At 68.5% G+C, this 18,286-nt stretch carries 17 protein-coding genes; 9 read left to right on the forward strand and 8 right to left on the reverse strand.

Translation table 11 applies throughout. The annotated features are described in order from the left end of the window. The first annotated feature begins 122 nt into the window (after positions 1-122). On the forward strand, positions 123-683 hold the full coding sequence (gene ppa, locus DI624_RS05495; RefSeq protein ID WP_291536520.1) for an inorganic diphosphatase: 561 nt from the start codon (positions 123-125) through the stop codon (positions 681-683). A gap of 136 nt (positions 684-819) precedes the next feature. Beyond that, complete coding sequence (gene hslU / locus DI624_RS05500; RefSeq protein ID WP_291536521.1) at positions 820-2,121, forward strand: ATP-dependent protease ATPase subunit HslU; 1,302 nt, start codon at positions 820-822, stop codon at positions 2,119-2,121. Between the two features lie 9 nt (positions 2,122-2,130). On the opposite strand, the gene DI624_RS05505 is transcribed toward hslU, so the two are convergent. After that, the gene (locus tag DI624_RS05505) at positions 2,131-3,405 is read right to left on the reverse strand and encodes a YihY/virulence factor BrkB family protein (protein ID WP_291536522.1); all 1,275 of its coding nucleotides are present in this window, start codon (positions 3,403-3,405) and stop codon (positions 2,131-2,133) included. A 77-nt stretch (positions 3,406-3,482) separates the two neighbouring features. On the opposite strand from DI624_RS05505, the gene prmC reads away from it, so the two are divergent. From prmC to DI624_RS05520, 3 genes are all read left to right on the forward strand, one after another. Then, positions 3,483-4,406, forward strand: a complete 924-nt coding sequence (gene prmC / locus DI624_RS05510; RefSeq protein WP_291536524.1) for a peptide chain release factor N(5)-glutamine methyltransferase — start codon at positions 3,483-3,485, stop codon at positions 4,404-4,406. Between the two features lie 395 nt (positions 4,407-4,801). After that, positions 4,802-4,990, forward strand: coding sequence for a hypothetical protein (locus tag DI624_RS05515; protein ID WP_291536526.1), 189 nt, complete (start codon positions 4,802-4,804; stop codon positions 4,988-4,990). Between the two features lie 296 nt (positions 4,991-5,286). Beyond that, on the forward strand, positions 5,287-6,012 hold the full coding sequence (locus DI624_RS05520) for a hypothetical protein (protein WP_291536528.1): 726 nt from the start codon (positions 5,287-5,289) through the stop codon (positions 6,010-6,012). Between the two features lie 2 nt (positions 6,013-6,014). On the opposite strand, the gene clpB is transcribed toward DI624_RS05520, so the two are convergent. Both clpB and DI624_RS05530 read right to left on the reverse strand, forming a co-directional pair. Further along, on the reverse strand, positions 6,015-8,603 hold the full coding sequence (clpB, locus tag DI624_RS05525; protein WP_291536530.1) for an ATP-dependent chaperone ClpB: 2,589 nt from the start codon (positions 8,601-8,603) through the stop codon (positions 6,015-6,017). Between the two features lie 121 nt (positions 8,604-8,724). Beyond that, positions 8,725-9,102, reverse strand: a complete 378-nt coding sequence (locus DI624_RS05530; RefSeq protein WP_291536532.1) for a hypothetical protein — start codon at positions 9,100-9,102, stop codon at positions 8,725-8,727. Between the two features lie 139 nt (positions 9,103-9,241). Between DI624_RS05530 and DI624_RS05535 the strand changes: the two genes are divergently transcribed. Further along, positions 9,242-10,879, forward strand: coding sequence for a serine hydrolase (locus DI624_RS05535; RefSeq protein WP_291536534.1), 1,638 nt, complete (start codon positions 9,242-9,244; stop codon positions 10,877-10,879). Positions 10,880-10,900: 21 nt separating this feature from the next. Here the strand turns inward: DI624_RS05535 and DI624_RS05540 are convergent, their stop codons facing one another. The 4 genes from DI624_RS05540 to DI624_RS05555 all read right to left on the reverse strand — a co-directional run bounded on the left by DI624_RS05540 (position 10,901) and on the right by DI624_RS05555 (position 14,289). Beyond that, positions 10,901-11,134 (reverse strand): hypothetical protein, encoded by a 234-nt coding sequence (locus DI624_RS05540; protein ID WP_291536536.1) that lies wholly within the window; start codon positions 11,132-11,134, stop codon positions 10,901-10,903. A 68-nt stretch (positions 11,135-11,202) separates the two neighbouring features. Next, the gene (locus tag DI624_RS05545; protein WP_291536537.1) at positions 11,203-11,898 is read right to left on the reverse strand and encodes a DUF4893 domain-containing protein; all 696 of its coding nucleotides are present in this window, start codon (positions 11,896-11,898) and stop codon (positions 11,203-11,205) included. Between the two features lie 42 nt (positions 11,899-11,940). Further along, positions 11,941-13,278 carry a hybrid sensor histidine kinase/response regulator gene (locus tag DI624_RS05550; RefSeq protein ID WP_291536538.1) on the reverse strand — a complete coding sequence of 446 codons (1,338 nt, stop codon included), beginning with the start codon at positions 13,276-13,278 and terminating at the stop codon, positions 11,941-11,943. Positions 13,279-13,347: 69 nt separating this feature from the next. Further along, positions 13,348-14,289, reverse strand: a complete 942-nt coding sequence (locus DI624_RS05555; RefSeq protein WP_291536540.1) for a DUF4167 domain-containing protein — start codon at positions 14,287-14,289, stop codon at positions 13,348-13,350. Positions 14,290-14,646: 357 nt separating this feature from the next. On the opposite strand from DI624_RS05555, the gene DI624_RS05560 reads away from it, so the two are divergent. Next, complete coding sequence (locus tag DI624_RS05560; RefSeq protein ID WP_291536542.1) at positions 14,647-15,891, forward strand: NAD-dependent epimerase/dehydratase family protein; 1,245 nt, start codon at positions 14,647-14,649, stop codon at positions 15,889-15,891. 11 nt (positions 15,892-15,902) lie between these two features. After that, positions 15,903-16,793, forward strand: coding sequence for an SDR family NAD(P)-dependent oxidoreductase (locus DI624_RS05565; protein WP_291536543.1), 891 nt, complete (start codon positions 15,903-15,905; stop codon positions 16,791-16,793). Positions 16,794-16,851: 58 nt separating this feature from the next. Here DI624_RS05565 and DI624_RS05570 read toward each other — a convergent pair whose 3' ends face one another. Then, on the reverse strand, positions 16,852-17,463 hold the full coding sequence (locus DI624_RS05570) for a DUF1134 domain-containing protein (RefSeq protein WP_291536544.1): 612 nt from the start codon (positions 17,461-17,463) through the stop codon (positions 16,852-16,854). Between the two features lie 249 nt (positions 17,464-17,712). On the opposite strand from DI624_RS05570, the gene DI624_RS05575 reads away from it, so the two are divergent. Further along, on the forward strand, positions 17,713-18,183 hold the full coding sequence (locus DI624_RS05575; protein ID WP_291536545.1) for a hypothetical protein: 471 nt from the start codon (positions 17,713-17,715) through the stop codon (positions 18,181-18,183). The last annotated feature ends 103 nt before the right edge of the window (positions 18,184-18,286 follow it).

Below are 18,286 nucleotides of genomic sequence, written 5' to 3' on the forward strand. Positions count from 1 at the left end.
GATGTCCGCGATCCGCCGACCCTGTGCAAGTCCGTTCGCCACAGGTCGCGCTTGCCGCGGGCGCGCCCACGGCCTATCACCCTTCGCCTTTCGGAATTTCGCAGTCGCAGCAAAGACCCGCCATGAACCTGGACGCCATCCCCGTCGGTCCGAACGCCCCCTGGGACATCAACGTCGTCATCGAGATCCCGCAGGGCGGGCTTCCGGTGAAATACGAAATGGACAAGGAATCCGGCGCCCTGTTCGTCGACCGTTTCCTGCACACCGCCATGTACTATCCGGGCAACTACGGCTTCATCCCGCACACCCTGTCGGACGACGGCGATCCCTGCGACGTGATCGTGCTGAACCCCACGCCGGTCGTGCCGGGCTGCGTCATCCGCTCGCGCCCCATCGGCGTGCTGATGATGGTGGACGAGGCCGGCGGCGACGAGAAGATCCTGGCCGTGCCGGTCGACAAGCTGAACCCCTATTACACCGAGATCGCCAGCTATCGTCAGCTGCCGGCCATCCTGATCGAGCAGATCGAGCACTTCTTCACCCGCTACAAGGACCTGGAGAAGGGCAAGTCGGTAACGGTCAAGGGCTGGGGCGACGCGGGCGAGGCCGCCGCCCTGATCGAGGCCGGGATGAAGGCCCATCAGGACAAGCTGGCCAAGAAGAAGGCCGCCGACGCCGCCTGATCCCGGCGCGGACGCACGACGCACCGAGGCGTCCCCCGGTTCGGGGGACGCCTTTCTTGCAGGTAAATGCGGGGGATGCGGCGCCGCGACGCCGTGGCCCCTCCCGCAACGGTTTGCGGCCTCCTATCTGGTCGGCATGACTGAACTGACCCCCCGCGAGATCGTCTCGGAACTGGATCGCTACATCGTCGGCCAGGACGACGCGAAGCGCGCCGTCGCCGTCGCCCTGAGGAACCGCTGGCGCAGGAAGCGCGTGCCGGCGGATCTGCGCGACGAGGTGACGCCCAAGAACATCCTGATGATCGGCCCCACCGGCGTCGGCAAGACCGAGATCGCGCGACGCCTGGCCAAGCTGGCCGGATCGCCCTTCCTGAAGGTCGAGGCGACCAAGTTCACCGAGGTCGGCTACGTCGGCCGCGACGTGGACCAGATCGTGCGCGACCTGGTCGAGAGCGCCCTGGTCATGGTGCGCGAGCGCCGGCGCGGCGACGTGCGGGCGCGGGCCGAAGCCGCCGCCGAGGACCGCATCCTGGACGCCCTGGTCGGGCCGGGCGCGGGGCCGACGACGCGCGACAGCTTCAGGAAGAAGCTGCGGGCCGGCGAACTGGACGACAAGGAGATCGAGATATCCCTGGCCGACAACGCCTCGCCGATCCAGGGGCTGGACCTGCCGGGCGGCGGCAACGTCGGCCTGCTGAACCTGTCGGAAATGCTGGGCAAGATGGGCGGCGGGCGCACCAGGACGGTCAAGCTGAGCGTCCGCGACGCGACCACGCCCCTGATCGCCGAGGAGGGCGACAAGCTGCTGGATCAGGACAGCCTGACCCAGGAGGCCCTGCTGCTGGCCGAGAACGAGGGCATCGTCTTCCTGGACGAGATCGACAAGGTGGCGGCGCGCCAGGGCGCATCCGGCGCCGACGTGTCGCGCGAGGGGGTCCAGCGCGACCTCTTGCCCCTGATCGAAGGCACCACGGTTTCGACCAAATACGGGCCGGTCAAGACCGACCACATCCTGTTCATCGCCTCGGGCGCCTTCCACGTGGCCAAGCCGTCGGACCTCTTGCCCGAGCTTCAGGGCCGGCTGCCGATCCGGGTCGAGCTGAAGGCCCTGACGCGCGACGACTTCAAGCGCATCCTGACCGAGCCGGAGGCCAATCTGATCCGTCAGAACCAGGCGCTGCTGGCCACCGAGGACGTGACCCTGGTCTTCACCGACGACGCGGTCGAGGCCATGGCCGATGCGGCCGTGGCGGCCAACAGCGCGGTCGAGAACATCGGCGCGCGCCGGCTCCAGACCGTGCTGGAGCGGGTGCTGGAGGAGACCAGCTTCAAGGCTTCCGACCTGTCGGGCCAGACCGTCGCCTTCGACGCCGAGGCCGTGCGCGGCCGCATGGAGGCCCTGACCAAGGACGTAGACCTGAGCCGGTTCATCCTCTGAGCCGCTGGCTCAGCGATCCCGCTTCAGGCGGCGTTTCAGCAGCTTGTCCGCCACCGCCTCGGCCTGGCGCTGGGTGAAGGCCAGGGCCGCCGGATTGCCGCGCCGGGGCCCGACGCTGTCGGCGACCGTGGCCCCGCGCTCGCCCAGCGGCAGGGGCTTGCCGGTGGTGGTGTCTATGGCGGTCTGGTGCTCGATCTCGGCGTTCAGCGCGGCGCCCAGCAGGATCACCTGCACCGACAGCCAGGTCCACAGCAGGAAACCCATCATGGCCGCCAGCGGCCCATAGCTGTCGGTCCGAACGAAGTTGGACAGATACCAGCTGAAGACCAGCGACAGGCTGACGCTCAGCGTCGCCGAGAAGATCGCCCCCGGCGTCAGCCAGCGCCAGCGCGCGTTCTGGCGGCACGGCCCATAGCGATAGATGACCATCAGGGCCAGCACATAGCCCGCGAACAGCAGCGGCCAGCGCAGGGGGGCGAACAGGCCCCACTCCTCCTCCAGGCCGAACAGGCGCACCACCACCGGCACCCCGACCACCAGGCCCGAGGTCACGAGCACGGCCAGCAGCCCCCCGACGGTGAAGGCCAGGCAGACCAGGTTGTAGCGGATGAAGTTGCGCTTCTCGGTCTCGTGGTAGGCGACGTTCAGCCCGTAGAACAGCATCTTGATCGCCCCGTTGGCGGCCCACAGCGACAGGGCCAGGGTCCAGATCAGGGTCAGGGTCAGCTGGGTGCTGGAATTCTCGGCCAGGCGCTGCATCTGGGCGCCCAGGAACTCGGCGATGGTGGCGGGCATCATGGCCGAGAGGAATTGCAGCCGCCCCCAGGCGTCGGACGGATCGGCGAACAGGCCGTAGACCGTGACGAACGAGCCCAGCAGCGGAAACAGCGACAACAGGGTGAAGAAGGTCACGCCCCCCGCCACGAAGCCCACCCGGTCGCCGAAATAGGAGGCCCCGGCGCGCCAGACGATGTCGGTCCAGCCTTTGCGCGGAATGCGGTGCGGCCGGTCGGCCAGCCGGCCGCGCCCCGGCTCCTTGGCGTCGTAGTCGGCCGGCGTGGGCGGCGGGGGCGGCAGGATCTCGGGCCGGGGCGCGCGCAGCTCCACCCCCACCTTGTGCCCCTGGCTGTAGAGCAGATGCGCCGCGCCTGCGCCCGCCGCCAGACCGCCGAAGACGGCCGCCAGATAGCGCCACAGGCCGCCTCTCGCCCGGCCGCGCCCCATCGGCGAACGGGCCGAGACGTTTGCGGTCAGACGGGACAGGAAGGCGGAGCGCTTGGACATGATGTGGCGAACGGTATAGCTGGCGACCCGTTCCGCGAAGGCTTGAAATCGTCGTCCGCCGGGGCCAATCAACGCCGATGACCGACCCGATCTCTCCAAAGCCCGCCCCCGATCAGGCTGACGACGCCCCGACCCTGCTGGCGGCCTGGAAGGCGGCGCAGGCGCGGCTGAAGACCGGCCGCATCGACAGCCCCGCCATCGACGCCCGCCTGCTGCTGGAGGCCGCCGCCGGCGCCAGCCGCATGGACATCCTGACCGACCCCTACCGCATCGTCACCGCCGACCAGCTGGTCGCCTACGAGGCCATGGTCGAACGCCGGCTGAAGCGCGAGCCGGTGTCGCGCATCGTCGGCAGGAAGGGCTTCTGGAAGATCATGCTGAACGTCACCCCCGACGTCCTCAGCCCCCGCCCCGACACCGAGACCCTGATGGACGTGGCCCTGCTGGCCTTCGCCCGCAACGAGACGTTCGAGGCCATCGACCTGGGGACCGGCTCGGGCGCCATCCTCCTGGCGCTGCTGTCCGAGCGGCCGGCCGCCAAGGGCGTCGGCACCGACATCTCGACCGAGGCCCTAGCCGTGGCCCGGGAGAACGCCGCCAACCTGGACCTGAACGACCGCGCCGCCTTCCTGCGCACCGAATGGGCGGCGGGCTTCGGCGACGCCAGCTTCGATCTGGTGCTGTCCAACCCGCCCTATATCCCGACCGACCATATCGCGACCCTGGACCCCGAGGTCCGCGACCACGACCCGCATCTGGCTCTGGACGGCGGGCCGGACGGCTTGCAGGCTTACCGCGACCTGGCGCCCGAGGTGAAACGCATCCTGAAGCCGCTGGGCGTCTTCGCCGTCGAGATCGGTTTCGACCAAGGCCCGCAGGTCAAGGCCCTGTTCGAGGCCGCCGGCTTCACCGACGTCAAGATCGTCAAGGACCTGGCCGACCGCGACCGCGTCGTCACCAACGGCCCCGACCCCCGGACCAACCCGATCCCGCAGGCGTGAAGGTTTTCAGACTCTGCGGCGTGAAAAACAGAGTCTGAATAGTGTGAATCGTCTGAAATCCCCTTCCCCGTTCCTGCCGCGCGTTCGATGCGGACGCGCGAAGACAGGATCGCACGGTTTCGGGGCATGAGAGGAAAGATGACGCTGGCGGGCGGCAGGGGGTTGAAATCGTTCGACTGATCCCTCGCGAATAGGATGGCCCCCCGTCCTTTCGTCATCCTCCGGCGAGCCGCATTTTCGCGGCGCAGACCGGGGGACCCAGCGGCGCCGAAGGCGATCCATCCGACTCGTGATGTTTGGACATCGCGTCCGCGACAGGTTCGCGCACAATCTTAGCTGTATGGACTCGCTACCTCGAATCGGCGATGTTCTAGTTTCGTTCGATGGAGGCTTGCATGGGCAAGAATACAGGCGAAGGTTTTCGACAAGGCGCCGTTCGCGGCCGCACCCAATTCCAGCAGCCGAACGGCGACTGGCAAAAGCGCAACGAAGGCAATGGTCAGTTCATGGAGCGAAAATCGTCTCCGGGACCGTTCAAAGGCGTCGCGAAAGAGCCGGACGGCAGGGACACCAAAAACTCGTAAGCGGTTCTATCCGACAAACCCGCTTCTCCTTTCGTCATCCTCCGGGCCGCGCAGCGGAACCGGGGGATCAAGTGGCGCGCGAGAGCGCGAACCTGCCGGGACGAAGTGTTGATCGGAAGTCGGACAGATTTCGCCTTCGGCGCCGCTGGGTTCCCCGGTCTGCGCCGCGAAGACGCGGCTTGCCGAGGATGACGAAAGGGAGATCATCAAGCGTGGGTGAACCTAGCGACGACTGCAGAATCCTTGTTTTCGTGCGTCCTGCAAGTAGCAAACCGAATCAATCCCTTGATCTTAGAATGAAGAATTTCCTTCTGACCGGAGAAGGGACTGAGCCTCTCGACGACAAGCGGTTTTCTGCTCACCACAGGACTGGGAAGATAGCCGACTATCTTCTCTGGAACCGTCAGTTCATCGCGGAACTCAAACAGATTGAGGGATATCCCGCCAAACGAATGACACGTCTGCTAGACGACGCGCTCCGCCAAGAACCTCGCATAGTGGTTTTTGGCACCGTGGGAATTAATCGCATCCTAGCGGATCGCAAAAACGGCATCGAAATCAATGAAATGATGGTGACGATAGGCGGTCGTCCCGTAAGAAAGATGCTTCAACTAGCAGATCCGCAAATCGGCGCTACTCGTTCAAAAATTGGGCTTCCGAATGCGGTCGGCTTAGCGATTGTTCTGATCGACGAACCTCAAAAGATCGAGGCGTCAGTCGCGGCTTACGCGGTCCGAGTCGCTCTTCAGGCCAACGAACCTGCTCTACGAGAAATCGACTGTGTTTGGGTTTCTATTGAAGCACATCAGGTCGCGCTGCCAGATGGTCAACTAGGTTATCCCGAGCTGTGCATCTGGCGTGCCGGTCGTCGCTCGGAAATGGAGCGGTTTATGATGGGTCAAATGATCGATGCCTGGGCTCAGTTCAATAACTGCAAACTTGAGAATTTGGACCATACGAGCGGGTGGGCCACCCTAAAGCCCATAGGCAGAGGGTGGCCTCTATCGCTGCAGCTAGAATAATCTCAATGCACCCGCACCTTCCCGATCTCCAATCCGCCCTCGCCGGCGGTGACGGCAATCACGCCGCCGTCCTCGATCTCGCCGGCCAGGAGTTTGCGCGCGATCGGATCGACCAGGTCCTTCTGGATCACCCGCTTCAGCGGCCGTGCGCCATAGGCGGGGTCGTAGCCGCGGTCGGCGAGCCAGGCCAGGGCTGCGTCGTCCAGGTCCAGGGTCAGGCGGCGGTCGGCCAGCAGCTTCTCGAAGCGTGACAGCTGGATGCGGACGATGCCGCCCATCTGGTCGCGGCCCAGGCGGCGGAACAGGATGATCTCGTCGATCCGGTTCAGGAACTCGGGCCGGAAGTGGGCGCGGACGGCCTCCATGACGAAGGGCCGCACGGCCTCCACGTCGTCCCCCTCGCCCTGATCGGCCAGATACTGGCTGCCCAGGTTGGAGGTCATGATGATCAGGGTGTTGCGGAAGTCGATGGTCCTTCCCTGCCCGTCGGTCAGGCGGCCGTCGTCCAGCACCTGGAGCAGGATGTTGAAGACGTCGGGGTGGGCCTTTTCGACCTCGTCGAACAGGACGACCTGATAGGGACGGCGGCGCACGGCCTCGGTCAGGGCGCCGCCCTCGTCATAGCCGACATAGCCGGGAGGCGCGCCGATCAGGCGGCTGACCGAGTGCTTCTCCATATATTCCGACATGTCCAGCCGGGTGATGGCGGCCTCGTCGTCGAACAGGAACTCGGCCAGGGCCTTGGTCAGTTCGGTCTTGCCCACGCCGGTCGGCCCCAGGAACAGGAAGCTGCCCAGGGGACGGTTCGGGTCGTTCAGCCCGGCGCGCGCGCGGCGCACGGCGTCGGAGACGGCGGCCAGGGCCTCGTCCTGGCCGACGACGCGGGCGGCCAGGGCGTCCTCCATCTTCAGCAGCTTCTCGCGCTCGCCCTCCAGCATCTTGTCGACGGGCACGCCGGTCCAGCGGCTGACGACGGCGGCGATCTGTTCGGCGTCGACGACTTCCGGCGTCAACGGGCCTTTGGCCGAGGTCTGGTTCGCCTCGGCCTCTTCCAGCTGCTTCTCGATCTGCGGAATCTGGCCGTAGGCGATTTCGGACGCACGGCCCAGGTCGCCGGCCCGCTGGGCGTTGGCCAGTTCCAGGCGCAGACGGTCCAGGGTCTCGCGCAGCTGCGCCCCCTGGCCGACCTTCGCCTTTTCCGACTTCCACTGGGCGGTCAGGTCGTCGGACTGGCCTTCCAGGTCGGCGATCTCGTCCTCCAGCTTCTCCAGACGGTGCTGAGAGGCCGTGTCGGTCTCCTTCTTGAGGGCCTCGCGTTCGATCTTCAGCTGGACCAAGCGGCGGTCGATCTCGTCCAGGGCCTCGGGCTTGGAGTCCACGGCCATGCGCACGCGGCTGGCGGCCTCGTCGATCAGGTCGATGGCCTTGTCCGGCAGGAAGCGGTCGGTGATGTAGCGGTTCGACAGGGTGGCGGCCGCCACGATGGCGCTGTCGGAAATGCGCACGCCGTGGTGGACCTCGTACTTCTCCTTCAGGCCGCGCAGGATGGAGACGGTGTCCTCCACCGTCGGCTCGGAGACGAAGACCGGCTGGAAGCGACGGGCCAGGGCCGCGTCCTTTTCGACGTGCTTTCTGTATTCGTCCAGGGTGGTGGCGCCGACGCAGTGCAGTTCGCCGCGCGCCAGCGCCGGCTTCAGCAGGTTGGAGGCGTCCATAGCCCCGTCGCCCTTTCCGGCGCCGACCAGGGTGTGCATCTCGTCGATGAACAGGATGATCCCGCCCTCAGCGGCCGACACCTCGGACAGGACGGCCTTCAGCCGCTCCTCGAACTCGCCGCGGTACTTCGCGCCGGCGATCAGGCTGCCCATGTCCAGCGCCATGACGGTCTTGTCGCGCAGGGATTCAGGCACGTCGCCGTTGACGATGCGCAGGGCCAGGCCCTCGACGATGGCGGTCTTGCCGACGCCGGGTTCGCCGATCAGGACGGGGTTGTTCTTGGTGCGGCGGGCCAGGACCTGGATGGTGCGGCGGATCTCCTCGTCGCGGCCGATGACCGGGTCGATCTTGCCGTCGCGGGCGGCCAGGGTCAGGTCGCGGGCGTAGCGTTTCAGCGCGTCGTAGCCGTCCTCGGCGCCGGCCGAGTCGGCGGTCTTGCCCTTCCTGACCTCGGCGATGGCGGCGTCCAGCTTGTCGGCCGTGACGCCGGACGATTTCAGCACCTCGGCGGCGACCCCGCCCTCCTTGGCCAGGGCGGCCAGCAGGCGTTCGGTGGTGACGAAGGCGTCGCCGGCGGCCTTGGACGCTTCCTCGGCGGCGGCGAAGACGCGGGCGGTGTCGCCGTCCAGATAGAGCTGGCCCGAGCCGCCCGTGACCTGGGCGCGCTTCTTCAGGGCGGTTTCGACGTCGGCCTCGGCGCGGCGGGCGTCGCCGCCGGCGGCGGCGATCAGATTGCGGGCCAGGCCGTCGCGTTCCTCCAGCAGCACCTTCAACAGATGCTCGGGCGCGAACTGCTGGTGACGGCGGGCGAGCGCCAGCGACTGGGCCGACTGGACGGCCTGTTTGGCGCGGTCGGAATAGAGTTCGAGATTCACTTGTTCGATTCCCCTCGTAAGGCGGATGGTCTCTCAATGCGTCCTTTCAGGAAGCGGCGCCTTGAGCTTTCGCAAACGAGATGGTGTCGCCTATTTGCCGCACAAGAGCGTCCGGCGGAAATCAGAGCCGCCGCAAAGCCGCGATGTCGGAATCGTCTGGCTGGGAGTTGAAGGCGAAACGCGCGGCCGGCGCCTGCTCGTGCAGCAGATTCATCAGCTGCTCGAACCGCTGGGCCATGGGCGGCAGGACCCGCAGCCCTGCGCCGATGACGATGACGGTCCAATCGCGCCTGGCCAGGGCGGCGCCGACCTGGGTCTCCAGAGCGTCCTCCTCGCCGGTCAACAGGATGTCGGCCTCGAAACCCCGCGCTCGCAATCGATCGCGCGATCCCTCCAACCCCTCCATGACCTTTGCGGCCGACATGTCAGGCGGGGCGTCAGGTGCGTCGAAGTCGATCAGGCTGGGATCTTCGCCGATGATGAGGACGGAAGAGGACATGGTCGCGGTCTCCGGCTGCCCATCCCCAACTCTGACGCCGGCGAAAAGGTTGCTTGTCGTCGGTCCGCACCACGCGCCCCTTGGCCGCGTCTCTTCCGGGCGCTAGCGTCGCGCTTTCCCGTTCGCCGGAGCCTGCCCCATGACCGTTCGCCTTTCGCGCCGTTCCCTGTTCGCTTCGGGAGGCGCGGCGGCGCTGGCGGCGCGGCCGGCGTTCGCCCAGACGGCCGCGAACGACGACGCCTCGCTGGCGCAGGCGGTGGACGCCTATGTGGCGAAATGCATGGCGGCCTGGCCGGATCAGCCGGCCCTGGGCGTCGCGGTGGTCAAGGATGGGGCGACCGTCCTGGCGCGCGGATACGGCGTCAAGGTTCAGGGCCGGCCGGCGCGGGCCGACGAACACACCCTGTTCGCCATCGCCTCCAACACCAAGAACGTCACCGCCGCCGCCCTGGCCATCCTGGTCGACGAGGGCAAGGTCAAGTGGGACGAACCCGTCAAGACCTATCTGCCCGGCTTCGCGCTGTCCGACCCCTATGTCGCCGACCACATCACGGTGCGCGACACCCTCAGCCACCGGGCCGGGTTCGGCCTGGGCGCCGGCGACCTGCTGTTCTGGCCCAACAGCGACCGGACCCGGGCCGAGGTGCTGGCCCAGGCCGCCTTCGTGCCCATCGAGGACGGGTTCCGGGCGCGATATCATTACTGCAACCTGATGTTCGTGGTCGCGGGCGCTGTGCTGGAGGCGGTGTCGGGCATGCCGTGGGAAGCCTTCGTCCAGACCCGGATCCTGGACCGGGTCGGCATGACCGAGACCGTGCCGCTGGCGCGCCTGGCCGACGCTGGCCGGTCCGCCCTGCCCCACGCCCGCGTCGGACCGCCGCTGCGCACCCACGGGCCGATGGTCCAGATCGCCCAGTCCATCGCCGAGGTCTGGAACTGGGATTCGGCGGCGGCGGCGGGCGGCGTCTGCACCACCCCGACCGACTGGGCCAAATGGATCGCCGTGCGCCTGGACGACGGCAAGCTGCCGGACGGCTCGCGCCTGTTCTCCGAAGAGGCGGCGCGCGAGATGTATCGCCCCAACATCATCGTCGGATCGTCGCCGGGGCCGACGGCGGAACTGCCCAACCGAGCCATCGCCTCGACCTATGCGATGGGGCTTCAGGTCCAGGACTATCGCGGCGAGCGGATCGCCAGCCATGGCGGCGGCTCGCCCGGCGGCATATCGGCGACGGTGCTGATCCCCGGCCGCAAGACCGGATTCTGCATCTTCTCCAACGCGGAAGAGAGTTTCCTGCTACGCGCCCTCCGCTCGGGAATCTCCGACATCTGCATGGGCAAGGTCGACGTCGACTGGATCGCCGATTCCAAGCGGCTTGAGGCCGAGGGCGAGGCCAGGTCCCAGGCGGCCGCCATAGAGATCGACGCCAAACAGGCGGCCGGCGCCCCGCCCGCCATGCCGCTGGACGCCTACGCCGGGACCTGGCGCGACCCCTGGTACGGCGACATCGTCGTCGAACCCCGGACCGAAGGGCGGGGCCGCAGGCGCAAAAGCGGCCTGTGGCTGCGCTTCACCCATACGCCAGCGCTGCAGGGCTGGCTGGAGCCGTATGACGGCGAAACCTTCCGCACCCGCTTCCCGGACAAGCGCGAGGAGGACGCCTTCGTCACCTTCGCCATCCAGACGGCCAAGCCGGCCACCGCGACGATGAAGGGGGTCAGCCCGGACATCGACTTTTCCTACGACTATCAGGACCTGCGGCTGACGCGGGTATAGGGCGGGCCTGGCGGGCCTGGATCAGTCGGGAGACCCGCCCCGTCCGTCCTGGGTCGAAGCCCTCGGCGGGGCGCTCTGCTGCTCGGGCGTCGCCGCCGCCTCGGGCGCCGCCTGGCCGGGCACGCCTTCGGCCGGCGCCGAGACGGCGGGCGACCTCTCGGCCGGGGTCGACGGACTGTTTTCCCCGCACGCCGCCACGGCGGCGGACAGGGCGGCAGCGGTGGTCAGCGTCAGGATGGATGGGATGCGGCGCATGGGCGTCTCCTTCGGTTCCAAAGGATGAACGCCGCGCCCCCTGCCTGGGTTCAGACCTCGGCGCCGGTTCAGCCGGGCCTGCGGCCGGGGACCAGTTCGATCAGGTCCAGGTTCGATTCGTTCTGCGGCCAGGGCAGGACCAGCCGCCAGCGCGCCTCGCCGATCCGCTCCAGCACCGCGACCAGGTCGCGCTCGGGATTGCGGCCATAGGTGCTGGCGGCCGGCTCCTGCGCCAGGGCCATGGAGCCCAGCATCACCATATGCCGGTCGTCCTCGGGGAACAGCAGGCCCGACGGCCGTTGCGAGCCGGTCAGCTTGGAGAATTTCAGCCCCTGCGGCGTCTGTTCGATACGGCAGGCGAACCAGCCGTAGACGACATAGCCCAGGCCGTCCTCGCCGCCCTGCGACCCCAGCTTGACGGTGCGGCAGCGATAGTCGCCGGGCGGGGGGGCGACGCCCGGCCGGGCCGCCTGGGGCTGGATCAGTTCGCCCAGGGCGTTCAGGTCGCCCGATCCGGGCTGGCGGCGCGCCTGCTGCAGGGCCAGGGTCCAGGCCGCAGCGACGCGGCGGTGGCGGTCCCGGTCGGCCGAGGTGATGACGCCCCGCCAATCCATCAGGGCCGTCCCGGTCGATGCGGGCGGCGGCGGAGGCGGCGGAGGCGTGGCGGCGCAGGCCGCGACCCCGCCCAGCGCGCCCAGAGCCGCCAGGCGCAGCAGGGCGGGGGCGCGCAGAGGGGACGAAACCAACCGGACGAACTGACGCATAGAACGCTGACCTTGGGCGGACCTGACGGCGGGACCGCTCCCTTAGGCCCTTCGTCGCGGGTGCGCGTCAAGGCCGGGGCCGTTCCCAGCACGCGGCGAATGGGCGGACAACGCCCGGGTCAGGGCGTCGGCCAGGGCGTTCAGATCCAGCGGCTTGGTCAGATAGGCGCCGAACCCCGCCGCCCGTCCGCGCCGGCGATCCGCCGGCGTGGTCGCCGCCGTCAGGGCCAGGACCGGCGTGTCGCGCGTGACGGGATCGGCGTCCAGCGCCGCCTTGACCTCATAGCCGTCCATGCCGGGCAGGCCCAGGTCGAGCAGGATGACGTCCGGCCCCAGCGCCCGCGCCAGCTCCAGCCCCTCCGGCCCCGTGGTCGCGGCGTGCAGCGTCAGGCCCAGCGCCCCGGCCGCCTGGCGCATCAGGGCGACATTGGCCGGATTGTCCTCGACATAGAGCGCCGTCGCCGTCGGCCGATCCCGCGCCGGGGGATCGGGCGCCAGGCCCGCGCCCGCCGCCGGCAAGGCCAGGGAATAGGTCGTCGCGCCCCAGGCGTCGCGCGCGGCGTCCAGCCGCCCGCCCATCCGCTCGGCCAGTCTTCGCGCCGTCGACAGGCCCAGGCGCGTGCCGCCCCGCGCGTCCTGGCCGTCAAGGGGCTGAAACGGCCGCGCGGTCGCCGGCTCTTCAGGCGGCTTGGCGGGATCGTGCACGGCGACGACGACATGGTCGTCCTGTCGCGTCGCCGTCATCCGCACCGCGCCGCCGCGCGGCGAATGGACCAAGGCGTTTTCGACGAGACGGCGCAGGATGCGTCGCACGGCGACGGGATCGGCCATGACCGCCAGCCCCCACTGCGCCGCCGGGCAATCCAGCGTCACCCCCGCCCGCCGCGCCTGAGGCTCCAGTCCGTCGCACGCCTGGCGCAGGGCCAGACGCAGATCGACGCGCTGGACGAAGGGCGCGGCGCCGGCGTCGCCCGAGGCGACGAAATCGTCCGCCTCCTCCACCAGGGCCAGCAGCACGGCGCCCGCGGCCTCGATCCGGCGCAGCCCCTGCGACTGTCGCGGCGTCAGCCGATCGGCCTCGGCATGGGTCTGCAGCAGCTGGGCGAAGCCCGTCACAGTGGTCAGGGGCGTGCGCAGTTCGCGCGCCAGGGCGTGGGCGACCTCGGCCTTGGCGGCGTCCTCGGCGGTCAGGCGGCGAACCTCGGCCTCGGCGGCGGCCAGGGCCTGGCGCTGGGTCTCTGCGGCCTGGGCCAGGCGACGCTCCAGCCGCGCCCTGTCCTGCGTCAGCCGGACGACCGCCGCATGGGCGTGCAGCCACAGCCACAGGCCCGCGCACATCGCCGCCAGGGCCAGGGACAGAACCAGCAAGACGATATCCATGACGCCTCCCACGCGCCACCGATGACACGTCAGAGTTGCGATATCGTAAAACGCGCGCTTGGGTTGTCGTCAATCCTCGGTGGTCGCGGCCTCGGCCTTGCGGCGCGGCGCGCGGCGGCGGACGGGCGGCTCGGCCTCGCCGTCCGGGGCCGCCGCGGCGGCGGGAGCGGGCGCACGGGTCAGGAAACCGGGCAGGGCGGTCGGGACCTCGCCCTCGTCCGCAGCGGCCAGGGCGGCGCGGCGCGGACGGCGGGCCGGGCGCGTCTCGGCGACGGGCTCGCCGGCCTCCGGGACGGGCTCGGCCGGAGGGCTTTCGACGGCGGGCGCCGCCGTCTCGGCGCTGTCGGCATCGGCGCGGGCGGCATCGACGCGGGCGGCGACATCCTCGCCCCCCTCCTCGCGGTTGTCGAAGCGGCGGTTGCGTTCCTCACGGCGACGCTCCCAGCGTTCGCGGCGGCTTTCGCGACGACCGCCCTCGCCCTCGGCGCGGGCCTCGCCATCCTCGCGCGGCTCGCGGGGTTCGCGCGGTTCGCGGTTCTGATCGCGGTCGCGGTTGTAGTCGCGGTCACGGTCGCGGGGTTGAGCCTGGTTCTGCTCGGCGCGTTCGGCGGCGTCCTGGGCCTGGCGTTCGGCGGCCTGCTGGGCGGCCAGGAAGGCGGCGGCCTGGACGCCGGATTCGTCCTCGAAGTCGATGTCGAAGCCCTGGTTCGACTGTTCGCGCGCGGCGATGTCGGAGAAGGACCGCTGGGGCTGCAGCGCCCTCAACACGCGGTAATAGTGTTCGGCGTGCTGCTGATAGTTTTCGGCCAGCACCCGGTCGCCGCCGGAGGAGGCGTCGCGGGCCAGCTGCTGATAGCGTTCGTAGACGGTCTGGGCGTTGCCCCGGACCTTGATGTTCTCGGGGCCTTGCGAATCCCACGAACGATTCGGATTGGCGTTGTTGGCGTTGTTGGCGCCCGCCTTGTTCCGATTGCGTCCGCGCTGACGCTTCATGCCCTTGAAATCTCTCATTCGCGCTACCGTGTGCAGGGGCGGGCCTGAGCCCTGGGGCCGGCGCCGTCCGTTTCGTGGTTCCGTTTCGCCCGGGGCCGATCCCCGATTGTCGATCTGTCGGAATGCCTTGCCGCCCGCATGGTGCGCCGGTCCTTTCGGGACCGACCGTCATGATCGGCTCAAGCCGCGAACAGCCGGGTATGCGCCCGTAAAGCTGCGTTTGAGTGGGAGACAGGCGAGACTTAGCCTGTGTGAGACGCCTTTCCAAGGGGGATTCGTCAAAGCGTCGCACCCGCCTGTCAACGGCGCCGCTTTGCCGAGGGCCCGCGGGTGGGCTAGGCATGGCCTTCGAGACGACGAAGAGGCTTTCATTCCATGCGCGTTCTGGTTCTGGGCGGCGACGGTTTCTGCGGCTGGCCGACGGCCCTGCATCTGTCGGCCGAAGGTTGGGACGTGACCGTCGTCGACAACCTCAGCCGCCGCAACATCGACAACGAGCTGGAGGTCCAGTCCCTGACGCCCATCCGCACCATGGGCGAGCGGATCAGGGCGTGGAAAGAGATTTCCGGTCGCGACATCGGTTTCGTCAACATGACGGCGGGCAAGGAGTTCGACCGCCTGGTCGCCCTGATCCGCGACCTGGCCCCCGACAGCGTCGTCCATTTCGCCGAACAGCGGGCCGCGCCCTATTCGATGAAGTCGGCGCGGCACAAGCTCTACACCGTCGACAACAACATCAACGCCACCAACCATCTGCTGGCCGCCATCGTCGAGAGCGGCCTGGACGTGCATCTGACCCACCTGGGGACGATGGGGGTCTATGGCTACGGCACCGCCGGCCTGCGCATCCCCGAGGGCTATCTGAAGGTCACGGTCGACACCGACCACGGCCCGGCCGAGCAGGAAATCCTGTTCCCGCCCAATCCGGGCAGCATCTATCACATGACCAAGACCCAGGACGCCCTGCTGTTTCAGTTCTACGCCAGGAACGACCAGCTGCGGATCACCGACCTGCACCAGGGCATCGTCTGGGGCGCCCAGACGCGCGAGACTCGGGCGGACGAGCGTCTGATCAATCGCTTCGACTATGACGGCGACTACGGCACGGTGCTGAACCGTTTCCTGATGCAGGCGGCCCTGGGCCATCCCCTGACCGTGCACGGATCGGGCGGCCAGACGCGGGCCTTCATCCACATCCAGGACACGGTGCGCTGCGTCGAACTGGCGCTGAAGAACCCGCCGAAACGCGGCGAGCGGGTCAAGATCCTGAACCAGATGACCGAGAGCCGGCGCGTGCGCGACCTGGCCCGGATGGTCGCCGACATGACCGGGGCGGAAATCCACAACGTGCCCAATCCGCGCCAGGAGGCCGACGAGAACGACCTTGTCGTCGCCAACGACCAATTCCGCGAACTGGGGCTGAAGCCCATCACCCTTGCCGAGGGGCTGATGCAGGACGTGACCGACATCGCCCGCCGCTACGCCGACCGCGCCGACCTCGACCGCGTCCCTTGCGTCTCGGCCTGGAACCAACGCCGGGCCGAGGCGCTGCAAAACGAGACGCCATCGGCCGCCGCCGCGCCCGTTCCGATCGCTTCCGCCCGTTCCTCCGCCGCCTGAGTTCCCGTCCGATGCCCGACGCCCCCGCCCTGAATCTGCTGGTCTTCGGCGGCGGCTATCTGGGGGAGGCGGCGGCGCTGGAAGCCGTCCGGCGCGGCGGGCGGGCCGTGGCGACAGCGCGCGATCCCGAACGGCGGCGCGCGCTGGAGGCCGAAGGGATCGCCGCCCTGGACCCCGCCGACGCCGCCGCCCTGAAGACGGCGCTTGAGGCGGCCAGCGCCGTCCTGATCACCGCTCCGCCCGACGCCCAGGGGTGCCCTGCCCTGCGCGCGCTGGCCCCTCTGGCCGGCGACGCCTGGCCCGACTGGATCGGCTATGTCTCCTCCACCGCCGTCTATGGCGACCGGGCGGGGGGCTGGGTGTTCGAGGACGGGCCGCTGAACGCCGCCAATCTGGAAGGGGCGCGCCGGGTGCGGGCCGAGCGCGACTGGCTGGACGGGGCGCAGGGCATGGGCCTGACGGTCCAGATCTTCCGCCTGCCCGGCGTCTACGGCCCCGGCCGCAACGTGGTCGAGCGGCTGCGCGACGGAAGCGCACGGCTGGTCAGGAAGCCCGGCCAGATCTTCAACCGCATCCATGTCGACGACGTCGTCTCGGGCCTGTTCGCCTCGATGGCCCGGCCGCGTCCGGGCGCGGCCTACAATCTGACCGACGACGAACCGGCGGCGTCCGACGTGGTGATGGAATGGACCGCCGCGCGCATGGGCCTGCCCCGCCCGCCCGAAGTCGACTGGACCGACGACAGCGTCAGCGAGGCCATGCGCCGCTTCTACCTGGACTCCAAGCGCGTCTCCAACGCCCGGGCCAAGGCCGAACTGGACTGGCGGCCGCGCTATCCGACCTGGCGCGAGGGACTGGCGGCCCTGCTGGACGCCCCGCCGCCGTTGCGGTTGGTCGGCTGACGTAAAGCGATGATCGCGCGCTCAAGCCGCGAGCGACCGCGTCGCGAGCATAGCGCGCTTAAAACGGCAGCAGATTCCGCTGGCGGCTGTAGCTCATGGTGCCGACATTGGCGCCCAGGCGCAGGCCGACGCCCGTGCGGATCGGCGCCAGGACGATGCCGTCGGCGCGCTGATAGTTCACGCCCAGGCCCGCAACCAGATAAGCCGACCCCTCGACGCCCGGATAGCGGCGATAGATCATGTCGGGGTGGTACAGGCCATAGACCAGGGTGAAGACCCGGCTGGCGTTGCCGCCCCAGTCCCAGCCGATGGACGCCCCCTGCCAGAACACCTCCTGGGAGGCCGACAGGTCCTTCATGTGCAGTGCGCCGCGGCCGTAGCGGGCGCCGACCACGACGGCGCCGGCCCCCTCCTCGCCCGCGATATAGGCGGTCGGACGGTCGCCCTGGTCGGCGAAGACGCGCTCGATGGCGCCGCCCACGACCTCGGCCGCGATGCCCAGCTCGCGCGAACCGGCCGCCACCAGCTCGTCGAAACTATAGGCCTGGGCCGTCTGATCCGAGGCGATGGGATAGTTGGGATCGCGCGCCGGGGTCGAGGCGCAGGCCCCCAGCGACGACGCGCCGGCGGCGGTGGCGAGGCCCGAAAGGATCAGTTGGCGACGATGCATGGGGGGCGCTCCAAAGTCGGCGAGAGGACGGCCGGCCGGCGCGCCGGTCCTTGTCGCACCGTCCCCGACCTTTGCGGCAGCCTTGCGGCTTCAAGGTTAACGGGAACTTACCGAACAGGCACCACCCAGCCAACAGCATGCAATGTTGCGTGGATTCGCCATGGGCGATTAGCCCGCAAATGTTTGCAGTCTAAACCTAAATGTAACTAAGGCGCGCGAATTTGAAACCCACCGCTAGGGAGTCTTTGCATGCCGTTCGCGCGCGGGCTTTTGTTTTCTCTCGCTGTCCCTCTGGCGAACCTCGCTGCGATACACATCGTCGCGTTTCTCGCGACTTGTCTGCTTCGTGGCTTCACGCCGGAATTGGTCGAACAATCTCTCGGTATCATTGCCAAGCAACTTACGCTTGGTTGGTTCATGGTTCTCGCGATAGCTGCCATTGTTTCGTTCGGTGCTTGGCTCATCGTCCAGCGCGCCAACTCGACCTCTGGCCCATCGCGGCTTATCCTGCTTATTTCAGCAACGCTTGCTGCTGGTATCCTTCCAGCAGGTCTTGCGCTTGTTGTCTTTGGCGAACCTGTTCTCGGGCTTGTGGTCGTGTTGGCGATCTCAGGAATGGGGGTCTTTATCGCTTCACGAAATCATGTAATCGAAGAGGCGTCCGTGTCGCTCAATCTTCCCTCAAGCCAGCGCATGGGTTTCGGTCAGCGCGATCGTTAAGCTACGCGCGTTTCAGCATGGGCCATCACGAAGCCGACATTCAGAATGTCTCCGATGGATCGAAAGCGGGCTTCGACATCGCGTCTCAAAGCCGCTCTGATAG

The organism is Brevundimonas sp. (assembly GCF_003248455.1).
Lineage (GTDB): Bacteria > Pseudomonadota > Alphaproteobacteria > Caulobacterales > Caulobacteraceae > Brevundimonas.

Bases quoted from the DNA above. Each gene is read 5' to 3' on its own strand.
- ppa (WP_291536520.1), top strand. From the start codon at position 123: ATGAACCTGGACGCCATCCCCGTCGGTCCGAACGCCCCCTGGGACATC.
- hslU (WP_291536521.1), top strand. From the start codon at position 820: ATGACTGAACTGACCCCCCGCGAGATCGTCTCGGAACTGGATCGCTAC.
- DI624_RS05505 (WP_291536522.1), bottom strand. From the start codon at position 3,405: ATGTCCAAGCGCTCCGCCTTCCTGTCCCGTCTGACCGCAAACGTCTCG.
- prmC (WP_291536524.1), top strand. From the start codon at position 3,483: ATGACCGACCCGATCTCTCCAAAGCCCGCCCCCGATCAGGCTGACGAC.
- DI624_RS05515 (WP_291536526.1), top strand. From the start codon at position 4,802: ATGGGCAAGAATACAGGCGAAGGTTTTCGACAAGGCGCCGTTCGCGGC.
- DI624_RS05520 (WP_291536528.1), top strand. From the start codon at position 5,287: ATGAAGAATTTCCTTCTGACCGGAGAAGGGACTGAGCCTCTCGACGAC.
- DI624_RS05530 (WP_291536532.1), bottom strand. From the start codon at position 9,102: ATGTCCTCTTCCGTCCTCATCATCGGCGAAGATCCCAGCCTGATCGAC.
- DI624_RS05535 (WP_291536534.1), top strand. From the start codon at position 9,242: ATGACCGTTCGCCTTTCGCGCCGTTCCCTGTTCGCTTCGGGAGGCGCG.
- DI624_RS05540 (WP_291536536.1), bottom strand. From the start codon at position 11,134: ATGCGCCGCATCCCATCCATCCTGACGCTGACCACCGCTGCCGCCCTG.
- DI624_RS05545 (WP_291536537.1), bottom strand. From the start codon at position 11,898: ATGCGTCAGTTCGTCCGGTTGGTTTCGTCCCCTCTGCGCGCCCCCGCC.
- DI624_RS05550 (WP_291536538.1), bottom strand. From the start codon at position 13,278: ATGGATATCGTCTTGCTGGTTCTGTCCCTGGCCCTGGCGGCGATGTGC.
- DI624_RS05555 (WP_291536540.1), bottom strand. From the start codon at position 14,289: ATGAGAGATTTCAAGGGCATGAAGCGTCAGCGCGGACGCAATCGGAAC.
- DI624_RS05560 (WP_291536542.1), top strand. From the start codon at position 14,647: ATGCGCGTTCTGGTTCTGGGCGGCGACGGTTTCTGCGGCTGGCCGACG.
- DI624_RS05565 (WP_291536543.1), top strand. From the start codon at position 15,903: ATGCCCGACGCCCCCGCCCTGAATCTGCTGGTCTTCGGCGGCGGCTAT.
- DI624_RS05570 (WP_291536544.1), bottom strand. From the start codon at position 17,463: ATGCATCGTCGCCAACTGATCCTTTCGGGCCTCGCCACCGCCGCCGGC.
- DI624_RS05575 (WP_291536545.1), top strand. From the start codon at position 17,713: ATGCCGTTCGCGCGCGGGCTTTTGTTTTCTCTCGCTGTCCCTCTGGCG.